We start from the raw sequence: 17074 nt of genomic DNA on the forward strand, positions 1-17074 counted from the left end.
AGGTTTTTCGTGAACGACTCCATGTCCATCCCCCATCTGATCATGAATGCCAGTCTGGTGGTCCAGCTGGTCATGCTCCTGCTGTTGGCGGCTTCCGTGGCCTCCTGGATCGTCATCTTCCAGCGCAGTTTCGCGCTGAGCCGAGCCAGAAAGGCGCAGAAAGCGTTCGACGAGCGATTCTGGTCGGGTGTCGATCTCAACGAGCTCTACCGTGATGTCCCGGAGAACTACGAGGCCCAGGGCTCCGAGCATGTGTTCCGTGCCGGTTTCCGCGAGTTCAATCGCCTGATGCCCAAGACGCGCAGCAGCGAAGCGGTGCTCGACGGCGTCCAGCGCTCGCAGCGCGTGGCTCTGTCACGCGAAGAAGATAGCCTCAACGCCAATCTGACACTGCTGGCGACCGTGGCATCGGCCAGCCCATACATCGGCCTGTTCGGCACCGTCTGGGGCATCATGGGTTCCTTCCAGAGTCTCTCGATGGCACAGCAGGCCACGCTCTCCACCGTGGCGCCGTGGATTGCCGAAGCGCTGGTTGCAACGGCCATGGGGCTGTTCGCGGCAATACCGGCGGTCATTTTCTACAACCGCCTGTCATCCATTGCCAGCCGCCTGCTCGGCGAGTACGAAGACTTCGCCGAGGAGTTCCATTCGATCCTGCACCGTAACCTGCAAGGTCGCGGCGGCAACCAGGCGGCCTGAGCCGGAGGTTCGACATGGGTGGACCCTATAGCCGCCATCATCGGCGCAAGCCGATGGGCGAAATCAACGTCGTCCCGTTCATCGACGTCATGCTGGTACTGCTGGTGATCTTCATGATCACCGCGCCAATGCTGACCCAAGGGGTGCAGGTCGATCTGCCTCAGGTCACGTCGGAGCCGATCGACACCGAGGAGCAGGAGCCGATCATCGTCTCCGTGGACAGCCAGGGTGAGTACTACATTTCTCTGGGCGAGCAGGACAAGCCAGTTACGTTGCAGACCGTCGGCGACCAGGTGGTGGCGATTCTCGAACGCAAGCCCAACACGCCGGTCATGGTCCGAGGCGACAAGAATGCCTCGTATGGCCAGGTCGTGACGCTGATGAGTACGCTGCAGATGGCAGGTGTGGCGAATGTCGGATTGATTTCCGAGCCGCCGCAAGGCGAGTCGTCTTCGAGTGGCAAAGGGTAAGGAGTCAGCATGGCGAAGCGAAACCGCCGTGTGGGTTACGGCTTGCCCGTCGTCCTGGCGATCGCCGTTCACGTGGTGGCGCTACTGATGACGATGCTGCGCCTGCCGGACAGCGAGCCCACGCCGAGCTCTTCGTCCGTGGTGCAGGCGACACTGGTCAGTGACGTGACGGCAACGGATCAGGCCCAGTACGCTCAGGAAGCGCGCGCGCGTACTGCACAGCGCCAGGCCGAAGAAGCCGCCCAGGCGGCGGCCGAACAGGAGGCGCAGGAAGCGGCCCGGCAGGCAGCCGAGCAGCAAGCGCAGGAAGAAGCTCAGGCCGAGGAAGCCGGGCGGCAAGCGGCAGCGGCGCAGGAAGAAGCTCAGGCCGAGGAAGCCGGGCGGCAAGCGGCAGCGGCACAGGCCGAAGCGGCGGCCCAGCGTCGTCAGCAGGCAGCCGAGCAGGCGGCGGCCGAACGCGCCGCGGCGGAAAAGCAGCAACAGGCGGCCGAGGCGAAACGCCAGGCGGAAGCCAGGGCGAGAGCGGACGCAGAGAAGAAGCGTCAGGTTGAAGCGGCGGCAAAAGCCGAGGCGGAGAAGAAACGCCAGGCTGAGGAAAAGGCGAAGGCTGAAGCCGAAGCGAAAGCCGAGGCGAAAGCCGAGGCGAAAGCCGAGGCGAAAGCCGAGGCGGAAAAGAAACGTCAGGCCGAGGAAAAGGCGAAAGCTGAAGCCGAAGCCAAAGCCGAGGCGGAAAAGAAACGTCAGGCCGAGGAAAAGGCGAAAGCCGAAGCCAAGGCAAAAGCCGAGGCGGAGAAGAAACGCCAGGCCGAGGAAAAGGCGAAGGCCGAAGCCAAGGCAAAAGCCGAGGCAGAAAAGAAAAAGGCCGCGGAAGCGGCCGCGAAGAAGGCCGCCGCCGAAGCGCTGAACAACTCGATTGCCAACGAACAGGAGCGGATCGCCAATGCCCAGCAATCCGACCAGGCGTCGAACAGCTTCATCAACCTGGTCAAGCGTGCCGTCGAGGACCGATGGCACTTGCCGGCCAATGCGGACAATGGTTTGGTAGCCCAGGTACGTGTAAGACTGGGGCCTTCGGGTGAGTTGCTGGCAGCCAGCATCACTCGCAGCAGCGGCAATCCCGGCTTCGATCGCTCGGCGACGCAGGCCGTGGAAGCCGCGGCGCCATTCCGTGAGCTTCAGCAGCTTGACGCGGGGTTGCAGCGGCGGTTCCGTGACTTCAATCTCAAATTCACCCCCGGGGATATACAGTGATGAAACGATGGATGTCTCAAGGATGGAAAACCCTGGCCAGCGGTTGGCTGCTAGCGCTGACGGCAATGCTTTGCCTGACGACTACGGCCCAGGCACAGAATCTGACCATCGAAATCACTCGCGGTAGCGATCAGGCAACGCCAATCGCTGTCGTGCCGTTCGAGTTCGGTGGTCAAGGCGGGTTGCCACAGGATGTGGCGCAAATCGTCAGCGACGATCTGGAGCACAGCGGCCAGTTTTCGCCATTGAGCCGCAGCTCTCTCGTTTCCCTGCCCAGCAGCAGTGAAGACGTTTTCTACGACGATTGGAAACGTGTCGACGCCCGCTACCTCGTGGTTGGCAAGATCGAGCCGCAGGGCGGTCAATATCGCATTCAGTACGAGCTCATGGACGTTCTCGGCGGCAAGCGGATGCTGGGCGAGACGCTGACCTCGTCCAGTGGCGACCTGCGTGCCAGTGCGCATTACATCAGCGATCAGATCTTCGAAGCGATCACCGGCATTCGTGGTGCCTTCTCGACCCGGATCGTCTATGTTTCGGCCAGCGGGGCGGGCGAGAACGCTCGCTATGCCCTTTATGTGGCCGATGCCGATGGCTATAACGCGCAACAGGTTCTCTCTTCCGATGATCCGATACTCTCGCCGGCCTGGTCGCCGGACGGTCAGAAGGTCGCCTACGTCTCTTTCGAATCCGGCAATTCGGCTATCTACGTCCAGAACGCCTCCACCGGCGAGCGCGTGCGGCTGACGTCGTTCCCCGGCATCAATGGCGCACCGGCCTGGTCACCGGACGGTCGCAAGTTGGCGATGTCGCTCTCCAAAGACGGCCAACCCGAGATCTACGTAATGAACCTGGCAACGCGCCAATTGACCCGGCTGACCAACAACTCCGCCATCGAAACGGAGCCGGACTGGACGCCGGACGGCCGAACCCTGATCTTTACTTCCGACCGTAGCGGTGCACCACAGCTATATCGCATGTCGGCCAATGGCGGGCAGGCGGAGCGGGTGACGTTCACCGGCAGCTATAACTCCGACGGGCGCTTTTCACCCGACGGCAAAACTCTCTTCATGGTCACTCGTGACGACAGCGGTTATCACGTGGCGAAGCAGGACATGGACACCAATCGTGTCACGGTCTTGACTGATTCACAGTGGGACGAATCGCCCAGTGTCGCACCGAATGGCACCATGATAATCTTCGCTACCCAGCAAGGGGCGCAAGGTGTGTTGGGGGCAGTTTCTTCGGATGGACGCGCGTCTTTCCGGCTGCCTTCGACGCAGGGTGACGTACGCGAACCCGCGTGGTCGCCGTTTTTGAACTAAACGACTACAGTCATTGTGTCATTCGACATCCGAGCAAGGAGATGACAATGCAAATCAAGACCTACGCCAAGACGTTAGCAGTCGCGCTTTCACTCGCCGTAGTGGCTGGCTGTTCTAGCAGTGGCGGCACCCAGGAAGGGGACATGGATGGCACCTCTGGCAGCATGTCTGGCCAGGGCATGACCTCCGGCCAAGGCACCTCGGGCTCCCAGATGGGTGCCGGCGAGCAGATGCCTAGCGTCGACACCATCTATTTCGCATTCGACAGCGAAGAAATTCGCCCCGAATTCGAATCCGTACTGCGCGGTCATGCCCAGTACATGATGGCCAACCCGAACACCAACGTGACTCTGCAGGGCTATGCCGACGAACGTGGTACTCGCGAATACAACCTGGGCCTCGGCGAGCGCCGCGCACAGGCTGTCGAGCGTTACCTGACCGTTCAGGGCGTATCTCCGTCCCAGATCCAGATCGTCAGCTACGGTGAAGAGCGTCCGGCAGTTCAGGGCCACACCGAAGAAGCTTACGCCAAGAACCGTCGCGTCGTGTTCTCGTACTAAGTACCGACGGAGAGAAGCATGAAACACGGTCTGAAAAGACTGTGCGGCGCGGGAGCCCTGGTGCTCCCGCTGTCCGTATGGGCTCAGCAACCAGTCGTCGATGACCTTACCGGTCAATCGAATGGCTTCTATAGTCAGACGGAGGCTCGCCAGAGCGGCGGGGGAACGCTGACGATTCTCAACCAGTTGCAGGACAATCAGCAGCAGATCCAGCAGCTTCGTGGTCAGGTAGAAGAGTTGCGTTATCAGCTGGACCAGCTCAAACGGCAGACCCAGCAACAGTACCTGGACCTCGACGACCGCATTTCCGGCGGTGGGATGGGGGCTGGTGACAACGACACCAGCAATGGTTCGGAAGGCGCCGATCTCGACAGCGGCAGTGTCGACAGCAGTAGCGCAAGCGATGTCGCGGACAGTCCGGTACCGGCCGACGATGGCGCAACTGGTGCAGCAGCGGATGACCGTTCGTCCAGCAAGCCGAATGCGAGCAGCGGTGGCGGAGATGGGCGCGAAGCCTACCAGGCGGCGTTTCAACTGGTGCAGTCACGCCAGTTCGATTCGGCCATCGATGCGTTCCAGGGGTTCATCAGTGACTATCCGCAATCCAGCCTGCTACCGAATGCGCACTACTGGTTGGGCGAGCTTTACTCCGCACAATCCCAGCTCGATCAGGCCGCCGATGCGTTCGACACTGTCATCAGCGATTATCCGCAAAGCAACAAGATGCCGGATGCGCTATACAAGTTGGGCTTGCTGAAAGCGCGACAGGGTGACACCGACGGCAGTCGTCAGTTGCTCGAGCGCGTCCGCGGTGACTACCCGGACAGCAATGCCGCGCAGATGGCAGGAGACTTTCTCAATCAGATGGGTGGCTGATCGAATCCGGCCACCTGGTTTCCGGCTCCGCGGATCAGGACATCCTTATGACGTGTCATATCGATTACCAGGCACCTGACGGGTTGCTCGACGGAAAGATCGTGTTGATCTCTGGTGCCAGTGCCGGTATCGGTCGGGCTGCAGCGATGAGCTACGCGCGCCATGGGGCTACGGTCATACTGCTCGGCCGTAGCGTCAGTCGTCTCGAAGTGGTTTACGACGCCATCGAGGCAATGGGTGCACCACAACCGGCAATATTTCCGCTCAACCTGGAGAGCGCGACCTCGCAGGATTATCGAGCGGTCGTCGCGAAGCTTGAGAAGGAGTTCGGCCGTCTCGATGGTCTGCTCCACAACGCGAGCATTCTCGGGGAGAGGGTGGCGGTCGACGCCTACGACCCGGAGCTCTGGGCGAAGGTGATGCAGGTCAACTTCACCGCCACGCTGGGTTTGACGCAAGTTCTGCTGCCGCTGCTGGGGCAGTCCGCCAGCGCGTCCGTCATTTTCACGTCTTCCAGCGTGGGGCGGCGCGGACGCGCCAACTGGGGCGCCTATTCGACCTCGAAATTCGCCACCGAAGGGTTGATGCAGATTCTCGCCGACGAGCATCAGGGCTCGGCCATTCGCTTCAATTCGCTCAATCCCGGCGCGACACGCACGGCCATGCGCCAATCGGCCTATCCGGATGAGGATCCTCGAGTGCTTCGTACGCCGGAAGAGATCATGCCGACCTACCTTTGGCTGATGGGGCCGGACAGCGAGACAGTCAGCGGTCAGGCTTTCGACGCCCAACCCCCGAGGACATGAGGCGGGCGACTGGGCCCGCCGCCTTGCCTGGATTCGCTCAGCGCTCCGCGAGCGACGCCAAGAGAGCCTCAGCGAGCGACTCCGAGGTGTCGAACCAACACGCCGCCGGCCAGTCATCGATGTTCTCGTCGTCCGGAATGTAGCCGTAACGTACCGCTACCGCCGTCATGCCTGCGCGGTCGGCCGCTTCCATGTCGCGCCGGTGATCTCCCACATACCAGCACTTCCCGGCATCGACGCCGAGCTGCCTGGCAGCGAACAGCAGGGGTTCGGGATCGGGCTTTCTGACCGGCAGGTCGTCGGCGCACACGAGCACGCCCGGTCGCAATCCGAGCGCCTCGACCAGCGGCTCCGCGTACAGCCTGGGCTTGTTGGTCACGATGCCCCAGCCGCGCTTCCCGGCTTCCCAGCGCTCGATGACGGCTTCCAGCCCCGGGTAGACGCGGCTATTGTCGGCGACGACTTCCGCGTAACGCTCGAGCAGATATCGGCGGGCCACGGCATGCTCCGGGTGATCACTGGCGAGTTCGAGGGCAAGTGTCACCAGCGCGCTACCGCCGTTGGAAACCTGGGCGCGAATCACCTCGTAGGGCAACCGCGCCAGGCCATGATGTTCGCGGAGGCGATTGGTGGCTTCGGCCAGGTCGGGTGCCGTATCGATCAAGGTGCCGTCGAGATCGAACAGCAAGGCTTGAGGCAAGACACTCGACCTCATTGCCCGCCGCCGCCGGTCCGCTCTTCTCCGGTCCATTCGGGGCGCACATGCACCATGTAGTTGACCGAGACATCATTGGCGGTCAGGCGGTATCGCCGTGACACGGGATTGTAGGTCAGACCGGTCTGGTTCTGGAGCCGCAAGCCATGTTGACGGCACCAGCTCGACAGCTCCGATGGACGGATGAACTTGCGATATTCGTGCGTACCGCGCGGCAGCAGGCCCAGCACGTATTCGGCGCCGAGGATCGCAAAGGCGTATGCCTTCGGGTTGCGGTTGATCGTCGAGAAGAACAGGTGACCGCCAGGCTTGACCAGCCTGGCGCAGGCTTCGATGACCGAGCTTGGATCGGGCACGTGTTCGAGCATTTCGAGGCAGGTCACGACATCGAATTCTCCGGCATGCTCAGCCGCCATCGCCTCCACGCTGATGTGACGGTAGTCGACTTCCACACCGCTCTCCATCTGGTGCAGCCTGGCAACCGACAGCGGCGCTTCCCCCAGATCGATCCCCGTGACCCGAGCGCCACGCATGGCCATGGCTTCGCTGAGAATGCCGCCACCGCAGCCCACGTCGAGAACCCGCTTGCCGGCCAGTGAAACGTGCGATTCGATGAAGCCAAGACGCAACGGGTTGATATCGTGCAATGGCTTGAACTCGCCCTCACGATCCCACCAGCGACTGGCCAGCGCATCGAACTTGGCGATCTCGGCCTGGTCCACGTTGCCATGGAGGGCGACGTTGTCGTGAAGCGCGGCGTTATCAGATGATGGTGTCATGAATAGGTCTTCCTTCCCTGGGATGTCGGCGCACCGTCGGATGGGTCGATCGACCGCTGCCGCGACTCGAAGCCGGTTCAGCGGTGCGTGGCTTTGCGATATTCTACTATGGACGGTAGCTTGGCTGGATGCCAAGTTAGCAAAAACAGCTGGTAAAAGGGCGGCACGATTTTGTCACCATTCTGCGACTGTGCTTTCGGCTTCTTGCCCGCTAAGCTAGCAGTAAGGATCCGATATCGGGACGCCAACAAACCGCTGATTTCATACCCAGGAAGGGAAGGACCTCAAAAATGATTCGCAAGGCCGTACTGCCCGTCGCCGGATTCGGCACACGTTGTCTGCCCGCCTCCAAGGCGATTCCCAAGGAGATGATCACGATCGTCGACAAGCCGGTGATCCAGTATGTCGTCTCCGAGGCGGTAAAGGCAGGCATCAAGGAGATCGTGCTGGTGACGCACTCTTCGAAGAGCGCCATCGAAAACCATTTCGATAAGCATTTCGAACTTGAGACGCAGCTGGAAGCCAAGGGCAAGGACGAACTCCTCGAAGAGCTTCGCAACATCATCCCGGACGACGTCAATATCATTAGCGTGCGTCAACCCGAAGCGCTCGGCCTGGGTCACGCCATCCTCTGTGCGCGCCCGGTCATTGGCAACGACCCGTTCGCGGTGCTGTTGCCGGACGTCGTCATCGACGATGATGGCATGGCCAGCAACGATCTCACCGGCATGATCAAAGCCTTCGACGAAACCGGCAAGGCCCAGATCATGGTCGAGACCGTACCGAAGGAATTGACCTACAAGTACGGTATCGTGGCGCTGGAAGGCGACGAGCCGGCTGCCGGCGAGAGCGCACCGTTGACGGGCATGGTCGAGAAGCCGAAGGTCGAAGAGGCACCGTCGACGCTGGCCGTGATCGGTCGTTATCTGTTGCCGGGCGAGATCTTCCCGATTCTGGCCGAAACGCCGCCCGGTGCGGGCAATGAAATCCAGTTGACCGACGCCATCGAGACGCTGCGCAAGAAAAGCGGCGCGGCCGCCTATCGCATGCAGGGCCAGACCTATGATTGCGGCAGCCAGCTCGGTTATCTCGAGGCGACACTGGCGCTGGGACGTAAGCACCCGACGCTGGGTGAAGGCTTCCGTCAATTGATCAAACAATACGCGGCCGAGGACTGAATCGATGCGGGTGGTCGTACATGGTAGCGAACTGGCCGCGGCGACTGCCGCAGCCGCATTATGCTCGGTCGGGCATCAGGTTACCTGGATGCCGCATGCCGATTTCCCCTGGGAAAGTCTGGCCAATGCCGATTGGGTGATCAGCGAGCCGGGACTCAAGGATCAGATCCTTGCCGGCCAGAACTCCGGCCAGCTGGTGATCGTCGAAGAGGTGCCGGCCGATACCGATGCGGACGTCCACTGGCTGGCCCTGTCGCCGGATCAGCGTGAAGCCGCCGAGAGCTACGTCAGGCAGGTGCCGGGGCGCCAGAGCACGCCCCTGGTCGTCGTCAACAATTCCACCTTCCCCGTAGGGCAGACGGAGAAGCTCGAGGCACTGCTGGGGCACTCCGGGCAGGTCGCCGTCGCGCTGCCGGACCGTATCGAGGAAGGGCGCGCGTGGGAGACGTTCACGCGCCCGGCGCACTGGTTGCTGGGTAGCGAAGAAGAATGGGGTACCCAGCAGATTCGCGAACTGCTGCGCGCCTTCAATCGGCGTCACGAAGTGTTCCAGTTGATGCCTCGTCGTGCCGCGGAACTGACCAAGCTCGCCATCAACGGCATGCTGGCCACGCGTATCAGCTTCATGAACGAGCTGGCCGGTCTGGCCGACTCGCTCGAAGTGGATGTCGAATACGTGCGCCAGGGGATGGGGGCCGATACGCGTATCGGTTTCGAATATCTCTACCCCGGCTGCGGCTTTGGTGGCCCCAACTTCTCTCGCGATCTGATGCGTCTGGCCGATGTCCAGCACTCGACGGGGCGTGAGTCCCACTTGCTCGAACATGTCCTCGACATCAACGAGAGCAAGAAAGAGACGCTGTTCCGCAAGCTCTGGAACCATTTCAAGGGCGAACTCGAAGGTCGTACCGTCACTATCTGGGGGGCGGCGTTCAAGCCGGGCACCGCTCGGATCGATCATGCTCCCGTGCTGACGCTGCTGGAAGCGCTGTGGGCGCAGGGTGTCACGGTCAAGGTGCACGACCCGGCTGCGTTGCATGCGCTGGGCCAGCTTTACCCCGATCACCCGCAGCTCGAATTGTGCGAAGGCGACTTCTACAGCGCCTGCGAAGGCGCCGATGCCCTGATGCTGGTGACCGAGTGGAAGTGTTACTGGAACCCGGACTGGCGACGCCTGCTGCAGGCGCTCAACACGCCGCTGATCCTGGATGGTCGCAATATCTACGATCCGGCCTATGTCGCCTCGCGGGGATTCGTTTACCGCGGTATCGGGCGGCGGGCCTAGGTTCCCGTCAGCAACACCCTTCAAACCCGCGCTGGCCAGTCCGGCCAGCGCTCATTCAGCCACTTCGCTGTTGAGTTGCGCGTACTCCCAGTTCAAATGCGGCCATAGCGCATCGAAATACTCTCCTCGCAGACCTCGATGGTCGATTCGGTAGGCATCTTCGGCCAGCGTGATCGCCAATAACGGGATCGTTCCGACGGGAAATCGCCCCGGCGCCAATGTCGTCAGTTGCAACGTGTTTTCGGCATCGATCACCAGCCACGACCACCCGGCCTCGCTCGCGTCGATCCGGGCTCGCCACTGATATTGCAGCGCTCCCATGCCGCCGAAAGCGGTATCGATCCGACGGGCCAGTGCTCCGGGCATTTCCACGCTGCGTGCGCTCAGTCCATGCCAGAAGAACACCAGGTTCCAGGCTTCCTGGGCATGATGGCGCACGGTTTCGTCCCCCGTGTTCGCCAGCGCGGCCAGGGAGAGATTGTCATCTGGCGACTGTCGCGCATTGAGGGCGTCGATGTGACGGCGATGGTGATGGCTATAGAGCAGGTCGACCTGGGCTCTGGACACTTCGGGCTCCAGCGAATGGCGCTCGAACGGAAGTGCAGGTAATTCGAATCGGGACGCGAGGTGGGACATCGTACTCATCGACAGGGTTGGAAGACGGTTAGCGGCAGATACGGGCCGAAACGGGCGAGGCAGATCGCGGGCATGCTACCGCGAACCCAGCCGAGATCCCAATTCGATGCCTATATCTCCACCGCGGCTGTTATCATGCGAACCCTGCGTTGCCAAGCCTAGGCTTCGCAACGGCTTTCACGTAACGTAATCCTTCGGCCGTTCGAGGCCGGCTTCCGACGCTGATTCCCCTGGCGTGATGACGCCGAAAGCAGGTGGCCGAGTAGGTGGCCGGCGAGACGATTTCCGGTGTCCGCACCCGCGGAGGCCGAGGCATCGCCCGTTTCATCAGCGACAGCATCACTATTGGCAAGGTATACGACGTCAATGCCATCACAATCCGACGACCATCGCGCACCCCCGACCATCGTTCCCGATCGCAGCGACATGACGACACCCCGAACGGGCGCGCGCCATTACCAGGGATCTCCCGGGCGGCGCGCGCCCAAGGTGTGGCCGTTGTGGTTTCTCATCCTGCTGTTGATCGCCGGGGCGGGGGCAGGAGGCTGGCAACTCTGGCAGAGGTTGCAGGCGCAGGATGCCCAGATCGCCAAGCTCAATCAGCGCCTGGATGCGACCGGTTCGACATTGGACGCTTCCGGGGAAAGTCTGCGCGCCGAGTTCGATCGGCTGCGCGATCAGTTCGAGGCGACCCGAGCGGCGGTGGGTAGTCTGGAAACCAGAGTCGCGAATTCTGGCGAAAATGACCAGACCGCGCAGCAACTCGAATCGCTCCAGCACACCGACCAGGACCTGCGTGATTTGATCGCGACGCTGCAATCCTCGTTCACGGCACTGGAAAGTACCGGGGAGGACGAACGCGGCGCGCTATCGGCAAGGCTGACCACGCTCGAAGGCGGTCAACAGCAGCAGGACGAGCGCATCACCGCCGTGAACGACGCTCTGGATCGGCTGGAGCAGGCCAGCCAGACGCAATCGGACCAGCTCGCCGCCTCGCTCGATACGCTGCGTCAGGATCAGCAGGCGCTCTCGAAGCAGCTCGAAGAGATCGAGGGCTCGGATACTCAAGCCACGCTGACGGACCTGCAGTCCACGCTGGCGACGTTGGAAAGCCGGGTCGATACGCTCTCGCAGCAGGAGACACCGTCCACGGACGAGCTGGAACAGATTCGCAGCTCGCTGACGGAACTTCGGCAGGGGCAAACCGCTCTCAATGCCAGTCTCGAATCCTTGCAGTCACGCGTCGACAACCTACCCGCCGGGGTCAGCGCTTCTCAGATTCGCGAACTCAAAGAAAGACTGGGATCCCTCGAGGCCAGTCGCGCCCAACTGACGCGACGCGTCGCCTCGCTGATCACCAACGTCTCTGATCTACAGCGCGGCGGAGGTTGAGTCGATGTTTCAAGTCAAGGTCCCGTCTCATATCAATGTCTTGAGGATGGGACTGATCTGCCTTGGGCTGCCTGCCGCGGGGCACGTCTGGGCGCTGGATGCCACCGTGCAGGGATTGAGCGGGGCGCCTGCGGACAATGTCGTCAATATGCTTTCCGAGCTCGAAGCCGACAGCCAATCTACTCGCGAACGCCTCGACGGCGTAGTGAGAAACCGGGCGGAGCAGGCCCTTCAGGCATTCGGTTACTACAACGCCGAACTCGCCACTCGCTATCCCGACGAGGATAACGAGCGTGTCGTCATCGATATCGATCCAGGCAAGCGTACCGAAATCACGCAGGTCGACGTCTCCCTCGACGGTGATGCCAGGGAGGACGAGGCGTTCGAGAACGCGATGCAGTCGAACCCGCTCAAGGTCGGCGACCCGTTGTTGCATTCCCGCTATGACGGCTTCAAGGGCAGACTGTCGACGCTGGCCCTGGAGCGAGGCTATTTCAATTCACGCTTTCGTCAGCAGCGTATCGAAGTGCGCCCCTGGGAAAGCAGCGCCCGCATCTTTCTCGACTTCGACAGCGGCCAACGCTACCGATTTGGGCATGTCCACTTTCGAGGCAGTCAGATCCAGCAGCACCGCTTGAAGAACATGGTCCCGTTCGAGCCGGGAGAGCCCTATCTCGCCGGCGATCTGGCCACGCTCAATCAGAATCTGGGGCAGACCAACTGGTTCAGTGGCGTGGCAGTGCGACCGCGCGTGAACGAAGAGTCGTCTCCCGCAGCCCCCAGCCAGTGGTGGCGCGAGGCGACCGGCCGTGACACGACCGCCGATCCCGATTCGGTGCTGGGTGGGCCGGGCCTGAATGCTGCCAGGGAAATAACCGATAGCCGACCCATGGTCGGCCGACCCATGGTCGTGCCTGTCGATGTGGAGCTGACCCCGGCGGATCGCCATCAGTTCGAGGTCGGCGTGGGTTATGCTACCGATGTGGGGCCGCGCACCCAGTTTTCCTGGACCATACCCTGGCTGAATCGCTACGGTCACAGCCTGACCAACTCGCTGTATCTGTCCGCGCCCGAACAGCGCTTCTCGGGAGAATATACGATTCCGCTCGAGAACCCGCTGAGAGACAGTTACCGCGTTCGCTACGGCCTCAAGAACATCGATAACGAGGACACCAAGAGCTTCGAGAGCTCGGTCCAGATGGCGCGTCACTGGGAGTTTTCCAATGGCTGGGCGCAGGATCTCTACTGGCAGACCACCTACGAAGACTTTACCCAGGCCGACCAGAACGACGCCGTGCTGCTGCTCTATCCGGGCATCAGCTGGTCGCNGGTCGATGGCACCAATATCCATTGGCAGCACTTCCAGACGGGCGCCGAAATGTCCGGCAACCATCTGAAACTGTTACCGACGTCGCTCGAACAGACGCGTATTCGACTGCCCGAGAGTCCGGGCCAGACGCTCGCCATGCCCGATCTCGGCACCGGCGTTCTGAGTCCGGATGCCATCGACGCCTCGGTCGCCATCAATGCTGTCGGCGACACCGCGACGATGTCATCGACCTCGATCACCGACGCGCCACCGGCCTCGATCACCGACACGCCGCCGGCAGCGCTTCCCGACACGCTTCCCGACAACCCCGTGACGATGGCATTGACGCCGCTGACGCTGGCCGCTGCCGCCAACGTTGCCGAGGCAGACCCCGACCGGACCGACGCCCGCGTCGAACGGATCGAGCAGAGTCTCGCAGCGCTTCGCGAGCAGTTGCCCGGTCTCCAGTTGCCGCTGGAGATCGAAGCACCGAGCGTGACGATCAGCGACGTCAGCCTCGAAGGCCCGAGTCCGCAACGGTTGAACCGACTGGCGCTCTCTTTCTCCGCCGTCGATCGCAGGATCGAGATCCAGCGGCTGATGCTGGATGCACCGGATGGCCATGCCGAGCTTACCGCCAGTGCCGAGCTCGAGGGGGATATTCCGCTTGTCCTGTCGTTACAGGGACGGGTGACCCGCGCGCCGGTCTACGGCCAGACGATGACACTCGATGCCAAGGGCACGCTCGACGATCTGGATATCCAGCTGCGCACGGCCGGTAATGCCGAGGCAGCGCTAGATGCCCGGATTCAAGCCTTCGAACCGGGGCTGCCGTTCTCCGTGAACCTCAATGCGGATCGGCTGCGTTGGCCGCTGGCATCGCGCCCATTCGCGCCTTTCACCGACCTGGACGATGGCCTCGATGAGGCCGCCATCCTCGCGGCCCGCGAACTGCAAGACGTGCAGGCCATCGAGCAGACGGCGCCGCAATATCAGCTCGACCACCTGGCGCTGAACGTCGATGGCACGCTGGCGAACTATCGCGCCGATCTCGACCTCGCCGGACAGGGCGCCGGGTTGCCGCCCGCCACGCTGAAACTCGCTGGCAAAGGCGATCTCGACCATTTCGCCTGGCAGCCGATGCAGGTGGCAAGCCAGGGAGGCAAGCTCGAAAGCCAGGGTACGGTGCGCTGGGCGCCGGCACTGTCCGCCAGCGTGCATCTGGATTTCCAGCAGCTGCCGCTGGGCGCTTTTTCACAGACCATAACCGGGCAACTGAATGGCCAGACTCAGGCGGCTTTCGCGATGCGCGACGACGGCGGCTGGCAGCTCGCGCTACCTCGGCTGGCGATCGACGGTCGGCTTCAGCAGCGGGCTCTCAGTTTGCATGCGCAGGTCGATGGCAACAGCGAGATGCAGTGGAATATCCGCGAGCTCGATTTGCGCCAGGGCGATAATCGGATCACCGCCAGCGGGCGAGTCGACCGGAATCTCGACATCGAGGGGCATATCGATGCGCCCGCGCTGGGCACGATCCTGCCGGATCTCTCTGGCGCACTGAGCGGCCAGTTCCAGGGCCGCGGGACGCTGGACCGCCCGCAGATCGCGGTCGATCTTCGGGGTCGCGATGTCGGCTATGCCGAGAACCGGCTCGACCAACTGGCACTGAAAGCTGACTCCACGGGAACGCAGGATCCGCAGTTCGACGTGGATCTGACAGCGAGCGGCATTCAGACGGCGGGACAGCAGATTCGATCCGTCGAGCTCGATCTCGCCGGGCGACTGTCCCGGCATCAGCTGTCGCTCGATGTAAGCGGTGGCGAGGGCCTTCCGGTTTCGCAGGCGTCCATCCGCCTTCAAGGCGGCCTCGATAGCGCTTTCCAGCATTATCAGGGCGCGTTCTCGAGATTGTCCGCCTCGACCGACTATGGTGATATCGCACTTCGCGATTCCCTGGACTTTACGGCCAATCTCGCTGATTCCAGTGCGACGATTTCCCCGTTCTGCCTCGACCGGCAGCAGGGCGGCGCGCTCTGTCTGACCGAGCGCATGAATGCCTCGGCAGCTCAAGGGCGAGCCGCGCTGTCGATTGACGATCTTCCCATGGCGCTGCTCAACGATTTCATGCCCGAAGAGTGGCAGGTCGAGGGCCAGACCAACGGTGATATCGTCGCCAGCTGGTCGCGAGGTGGTCAGGCCTGGGCCGCCGACGCCGATATCGACAGTGACGTGACGGTCAGCGGCGTCGATGCACGAGGCGCGCCGTGGCAGGTGCCGGCGGCGACGATATCGCTGTCGCTGGATGCCGATCAGCAGCGGGCCCGGACCCAGCTCGATCTGCAACTGGAAGACGCGGGCCGGATTCGGCTGCAGGCTCGGATCGACGATCCCGCGGGCGACGGCACGCTGGAAGGGCGTCTGCAGATGAGCGATCTCCGTTTCAGCCCCTACCGACCACTGGTGGCGGGAATCGACCAGTTGGAAGGCGCCATCAATGGTGATGTCGCGCTAGGCGGCACGCTTGCCATGCCGGCGCTGAATGGCGATATCACCATCGATGGCATCCAGGTCAAGGGCGGCGTATCGCCGGTCGCGATCACCGACGCCCAGCTGTCACTGGCCCTGCAAGGCCAGTCGTCGACGCTGCAGGGCTTCGTGCAGAGCGACGAGGGCCGGCTCGATCTCTCGGGGAATGCCAACTGGCAGGATCCGGCCAACTGGCAAGCCAACGTCGACATCGACGGCACCGAAGCACCGCTGATGGTAGCGATGCCGGCCTACGGCCGCCTGAGGGTTGCCCCGGATCTGCAGATTCAGGCGATGCCGCAGCGGCTTCAGGTTCGCGGCGATGTCAGCGTCCCCTGGGCGCGTCTGGAGATTGGCCAGATTCCTTCGTCGGCGCAGGCGCCCAGCAGCGATGCGGTCATCATTACCGAGGAGGAGGATCGCCAGCAGCAGGCCGCAGCTGCGGCCCGGCAAAACGAAGAGGGCGCCGGTACGGCTCAGGCCCTGGCCGATGCGGGGATGCAGCTCGATGTCCGCGTCAACCTGCATCTCGGGCCGGACATGCAGTTGGAGGCCTACGGTCTCGAAGCCGGGCTCACCGGCGAGCTGCAGGTGCGTCAGGGCACCGGTCCGGTCCAGCTTTATGGCGACGTCAATCTGGTCGACGGCACCTACACCTCGTTCGGGCAGGATCTGATCATTCGCCAGGGGCAGGTATTGTTCAGCGGGCCGGCGTCCCAGCCGAGTCTGCAGTTCGAGGCCATCCGCAATCCGGATACCACCGAAGACGACGTAATCGCCGGCTTGCGGGTAACCGGCTCGGCTTCGTCACCGCGTCTGACGATCTTCTCCGAACCCGCCATGACGGAGAGCCGCGCCCTGTCCTATATTCTTCGGGGCCGAGCGCCCGAGGATTCCGGCAGCGGCGACGACGCCTTGACCTCGGCGTTGATCGGGCTCTCGCTGTCGCAGACCGGCAGTGCCGTAGGACAGGTCGGCCAGGCGTTCGGCGTGCAGGATCTGAGTCTCGATGCGTCGGGGTCGGGCGACGACAGTCAGGTGGTGGTCAGCGGTTATGTCTTCGACGACTTGAAGGTGAGCTACGGCGTCGGCATATTCTCTCCCATCGCCGAGCTGACCCTGGGTTATCGCCTGATTCAGAATCTCTATCTGCAGGCCGTTTCCGGCGCCGCGCAGGCCGTCGATCTGATCTACACCTTCAGCCTGGGCCGCGCCAGCGATACCTGAGACGCTCATCCAAGGGGCTCGCCCGACATTATCGGCGTCC

Annotated in this window: 14 protein-coding genes; 11 read left to right on the forward strand and 3 right to left on the reverse strand. The window is 62.5% G+C overall.

The genetic code is table 11. The annotated features are described in order from the left end of the window. Positions 1-9: 9 nt before the first annotated feature. Genes tolQ through CCD76_RS11915 form a run of 7 tightly spaced genes read left to right on the forward strand, consistent with a single transcriptional unit; the run spans position 10 to position 5987 of the window. Positions 10-699, forward strand: a complete 690-nt coding sequence (tolQ, locus tag CCD76_RS11885) for a protein TolQ (RefSeq protein ID WP_087719720.1) — start codon at positions 10-12, stop codon at positions 697-699. A 14-nt stretch (positions 700-713) separates the two neighbouring features. Beyond that, on the forward strand, positions 714-1169 hold the full coding sequence (gene tolR, locus CCD76_RS11890) for a protein TolR (RefSeq protein ID WP_087719721.1): 456 nt from the start codon (positions 714-716) through the stop codon (positions 1167-1169). A 9-nt stretch (positions 1170-1178) separates the two neighbouring features. Next, positions 1179-2420 (forward strand): cell envelope integrity protein TolA, encoded by a 1242-nt coding sequence (gene tolA, locus CCD76_RS11895; RefSeq protein ID WP_087719722.1) that lies wholly within the window; start codon positions 1179-1181, stop codon positions 2418-2420. Positions 2421-2431: 11 nt separating this feature from the next. Further along, positions 2432-3745 carry a Tol-Pal system beta propeller repeat protein TolB gene (gene tolB / locus CCD76_RS11900; RefSeq protein ID WP_087719723.1) on the forward strand — a complete coding sequence of 438 codons (1314 nt, stop codon included), beginning with the start codon at positions 2432-2434 and terminating at the stop codon, positions 3743-3745. 47 nt (positions 3746-3792) lie between these two features. Continuing rightward, positions 3793-4305, forward strand: a complete 513-nt coding sequence (pal, locus tag CCD76_RS11905; protein ID WP_087719724.1) for a peptidoglycan-associated lipoprotein Pal — start codon at positions 3793-3795, stop codon at positions 4303-4305. An 18-nt stretch (positions 4306-4323) separates the two neighbouring features. Continuing rightward, positions 4324-5181 carry a tol-pal system protein YbgF gene (gene ybgF, locus CCD76_RS11910; RefSeq protein ID WP_087719725.1) on the forward strand — a complete coding sequence of 286 codons (858 nt, stop codon included), beginning with the start codon at positions 4324-4326 and terminating at the stop codon, positions 5179-5181. 47 nt (positions 5182-5228) lie between these two features. Further along, positions 5229-5987 (forward strand): YciK family oxidoreductase, encoded by a 759-nt coding sequence (locus CCD76_RS11915; RefSeq protein WP_087719726.1) that lies wholly within the window; start codon positions 5229-5231, stop codon positions 5985-5987. A 37-nt stretch (positions 5988-6024) separates the two neighbouring features. Here CCD76_RS11915 and CCD76_RS11920 read toward each other — a convergent pair whose 3' ends face one another. Together CCD76_RS11920 and ubiG are read right to left on the reverse strand one after the other, a co-directional pair. Beyond that, positions 6025-6702 (reverse strand): HAD-IA family hydrolase, encoded by a 678-nt coding sequence (locus CCD76_RS11920; RefSeq protein ID WP_087719727.1) that lies wholly within the window; start codon positions 6700-6702, stop codon positions 6025-6027. Next, a complete protein-coding gene (gene ubiG, locus CCD76_RS11925; protein ID WP_087719728.1) occupies positions 6699-7481 on the reverse strand; it encodes a bifunctional 2-polyprenyl-6-hydroxyphenol methylase/3-demethylubiquinol 3-O-methyltransferase UbiG in 783 nt (260 codons plus the stop codon). The genes CCD76_RS11920 and ubiG overlap by 4 nt, the downstream gene beginning before the upstream one ends. Positions 7482-7771: 290 nt before the next feature. Between ubiG and galU the strand changes: the two genes are divergently transcribed. Together galU and CCD76_RS11935 are read left to right on the forward strand one after the other, a co-directional pair. Then, on the forward strand, positions 7772-8659 hold the full coding sequence (gene galU / locus CCD76_RS11930) for a UTP--glucose-1-phosphate uridylyltransferase GalU (RefSeq protein ID WP_087719729.1): 888 nt from the start codon (positions 7772-7774) through the stop codon (positions 8657-8659). Positions 8660-8663: 4 nt separating this feature from the next. Continuing rightward, positions 8664-9944, forward strand: coding sequence for a nucleotide sugar dehydrogenase (locus CCD76_RS11935; protein WP_087719730.1), 1281 nt, complete (start codon positions 8664-8666; stop codon positions 9942-9944). Positions 9945-9995: 51 nt separating this feature from the next. Here the strand turns inward: CCD76_RS11935 and CCD76_RS11940 are convergent, their stop codons facing one another. Then, positions 9996-10589 carry a superoxide dismutase gene (locus tag CCD76_RS11940; protein WP_087719731.1) on the reverse strand — a complete coding sequence of 198 codons (594 nt, stop codon included), beginning with the start codon at positions 10587-10589 and terminating at the stop codon, positions 9996-9998. A 357-nt stretch (positions 10590-10946) separates the two neighbouring features. Here CCD76_RS11940 and CCD76_RS11945 point away from each other — a divergent pair, with 357 nt between their 5' ends. Then, on the forward strand, positions 10947-11972 hold the full coding sequence (locus tag CCD76_RS11945) for a hypothetical protein (protein ID WP_143543282.1): 1026 nt from the start codon (positions 10947-10949) through the stop codon (positions 11970-11972). A 46-nt stretch (positions 11973-12018) separates the two neighbouring features. Further along, positions 12019-17034, forward strand: a complete 5016-nt coding sequence (gene tamB / locus CCD76_RS11950; protein ID WP_444875469.1) for an autotransporter assembly complex protein TamB — start codon at positions 12019-12021, stop codon at positions 17032-17034. Positions 17035-17074 lie beyond the last annotated feature (40 nt).

The organism is Salinicola salarius, from assembly GCF_002179555.1.
Classification (GTDB): domain Bacteria; phylum Pseudomonadota; class Gammaproteobacteria; order Pseudomonadales; family Halomonadaceae; genus Salinicola; species Salinicola salarius_A.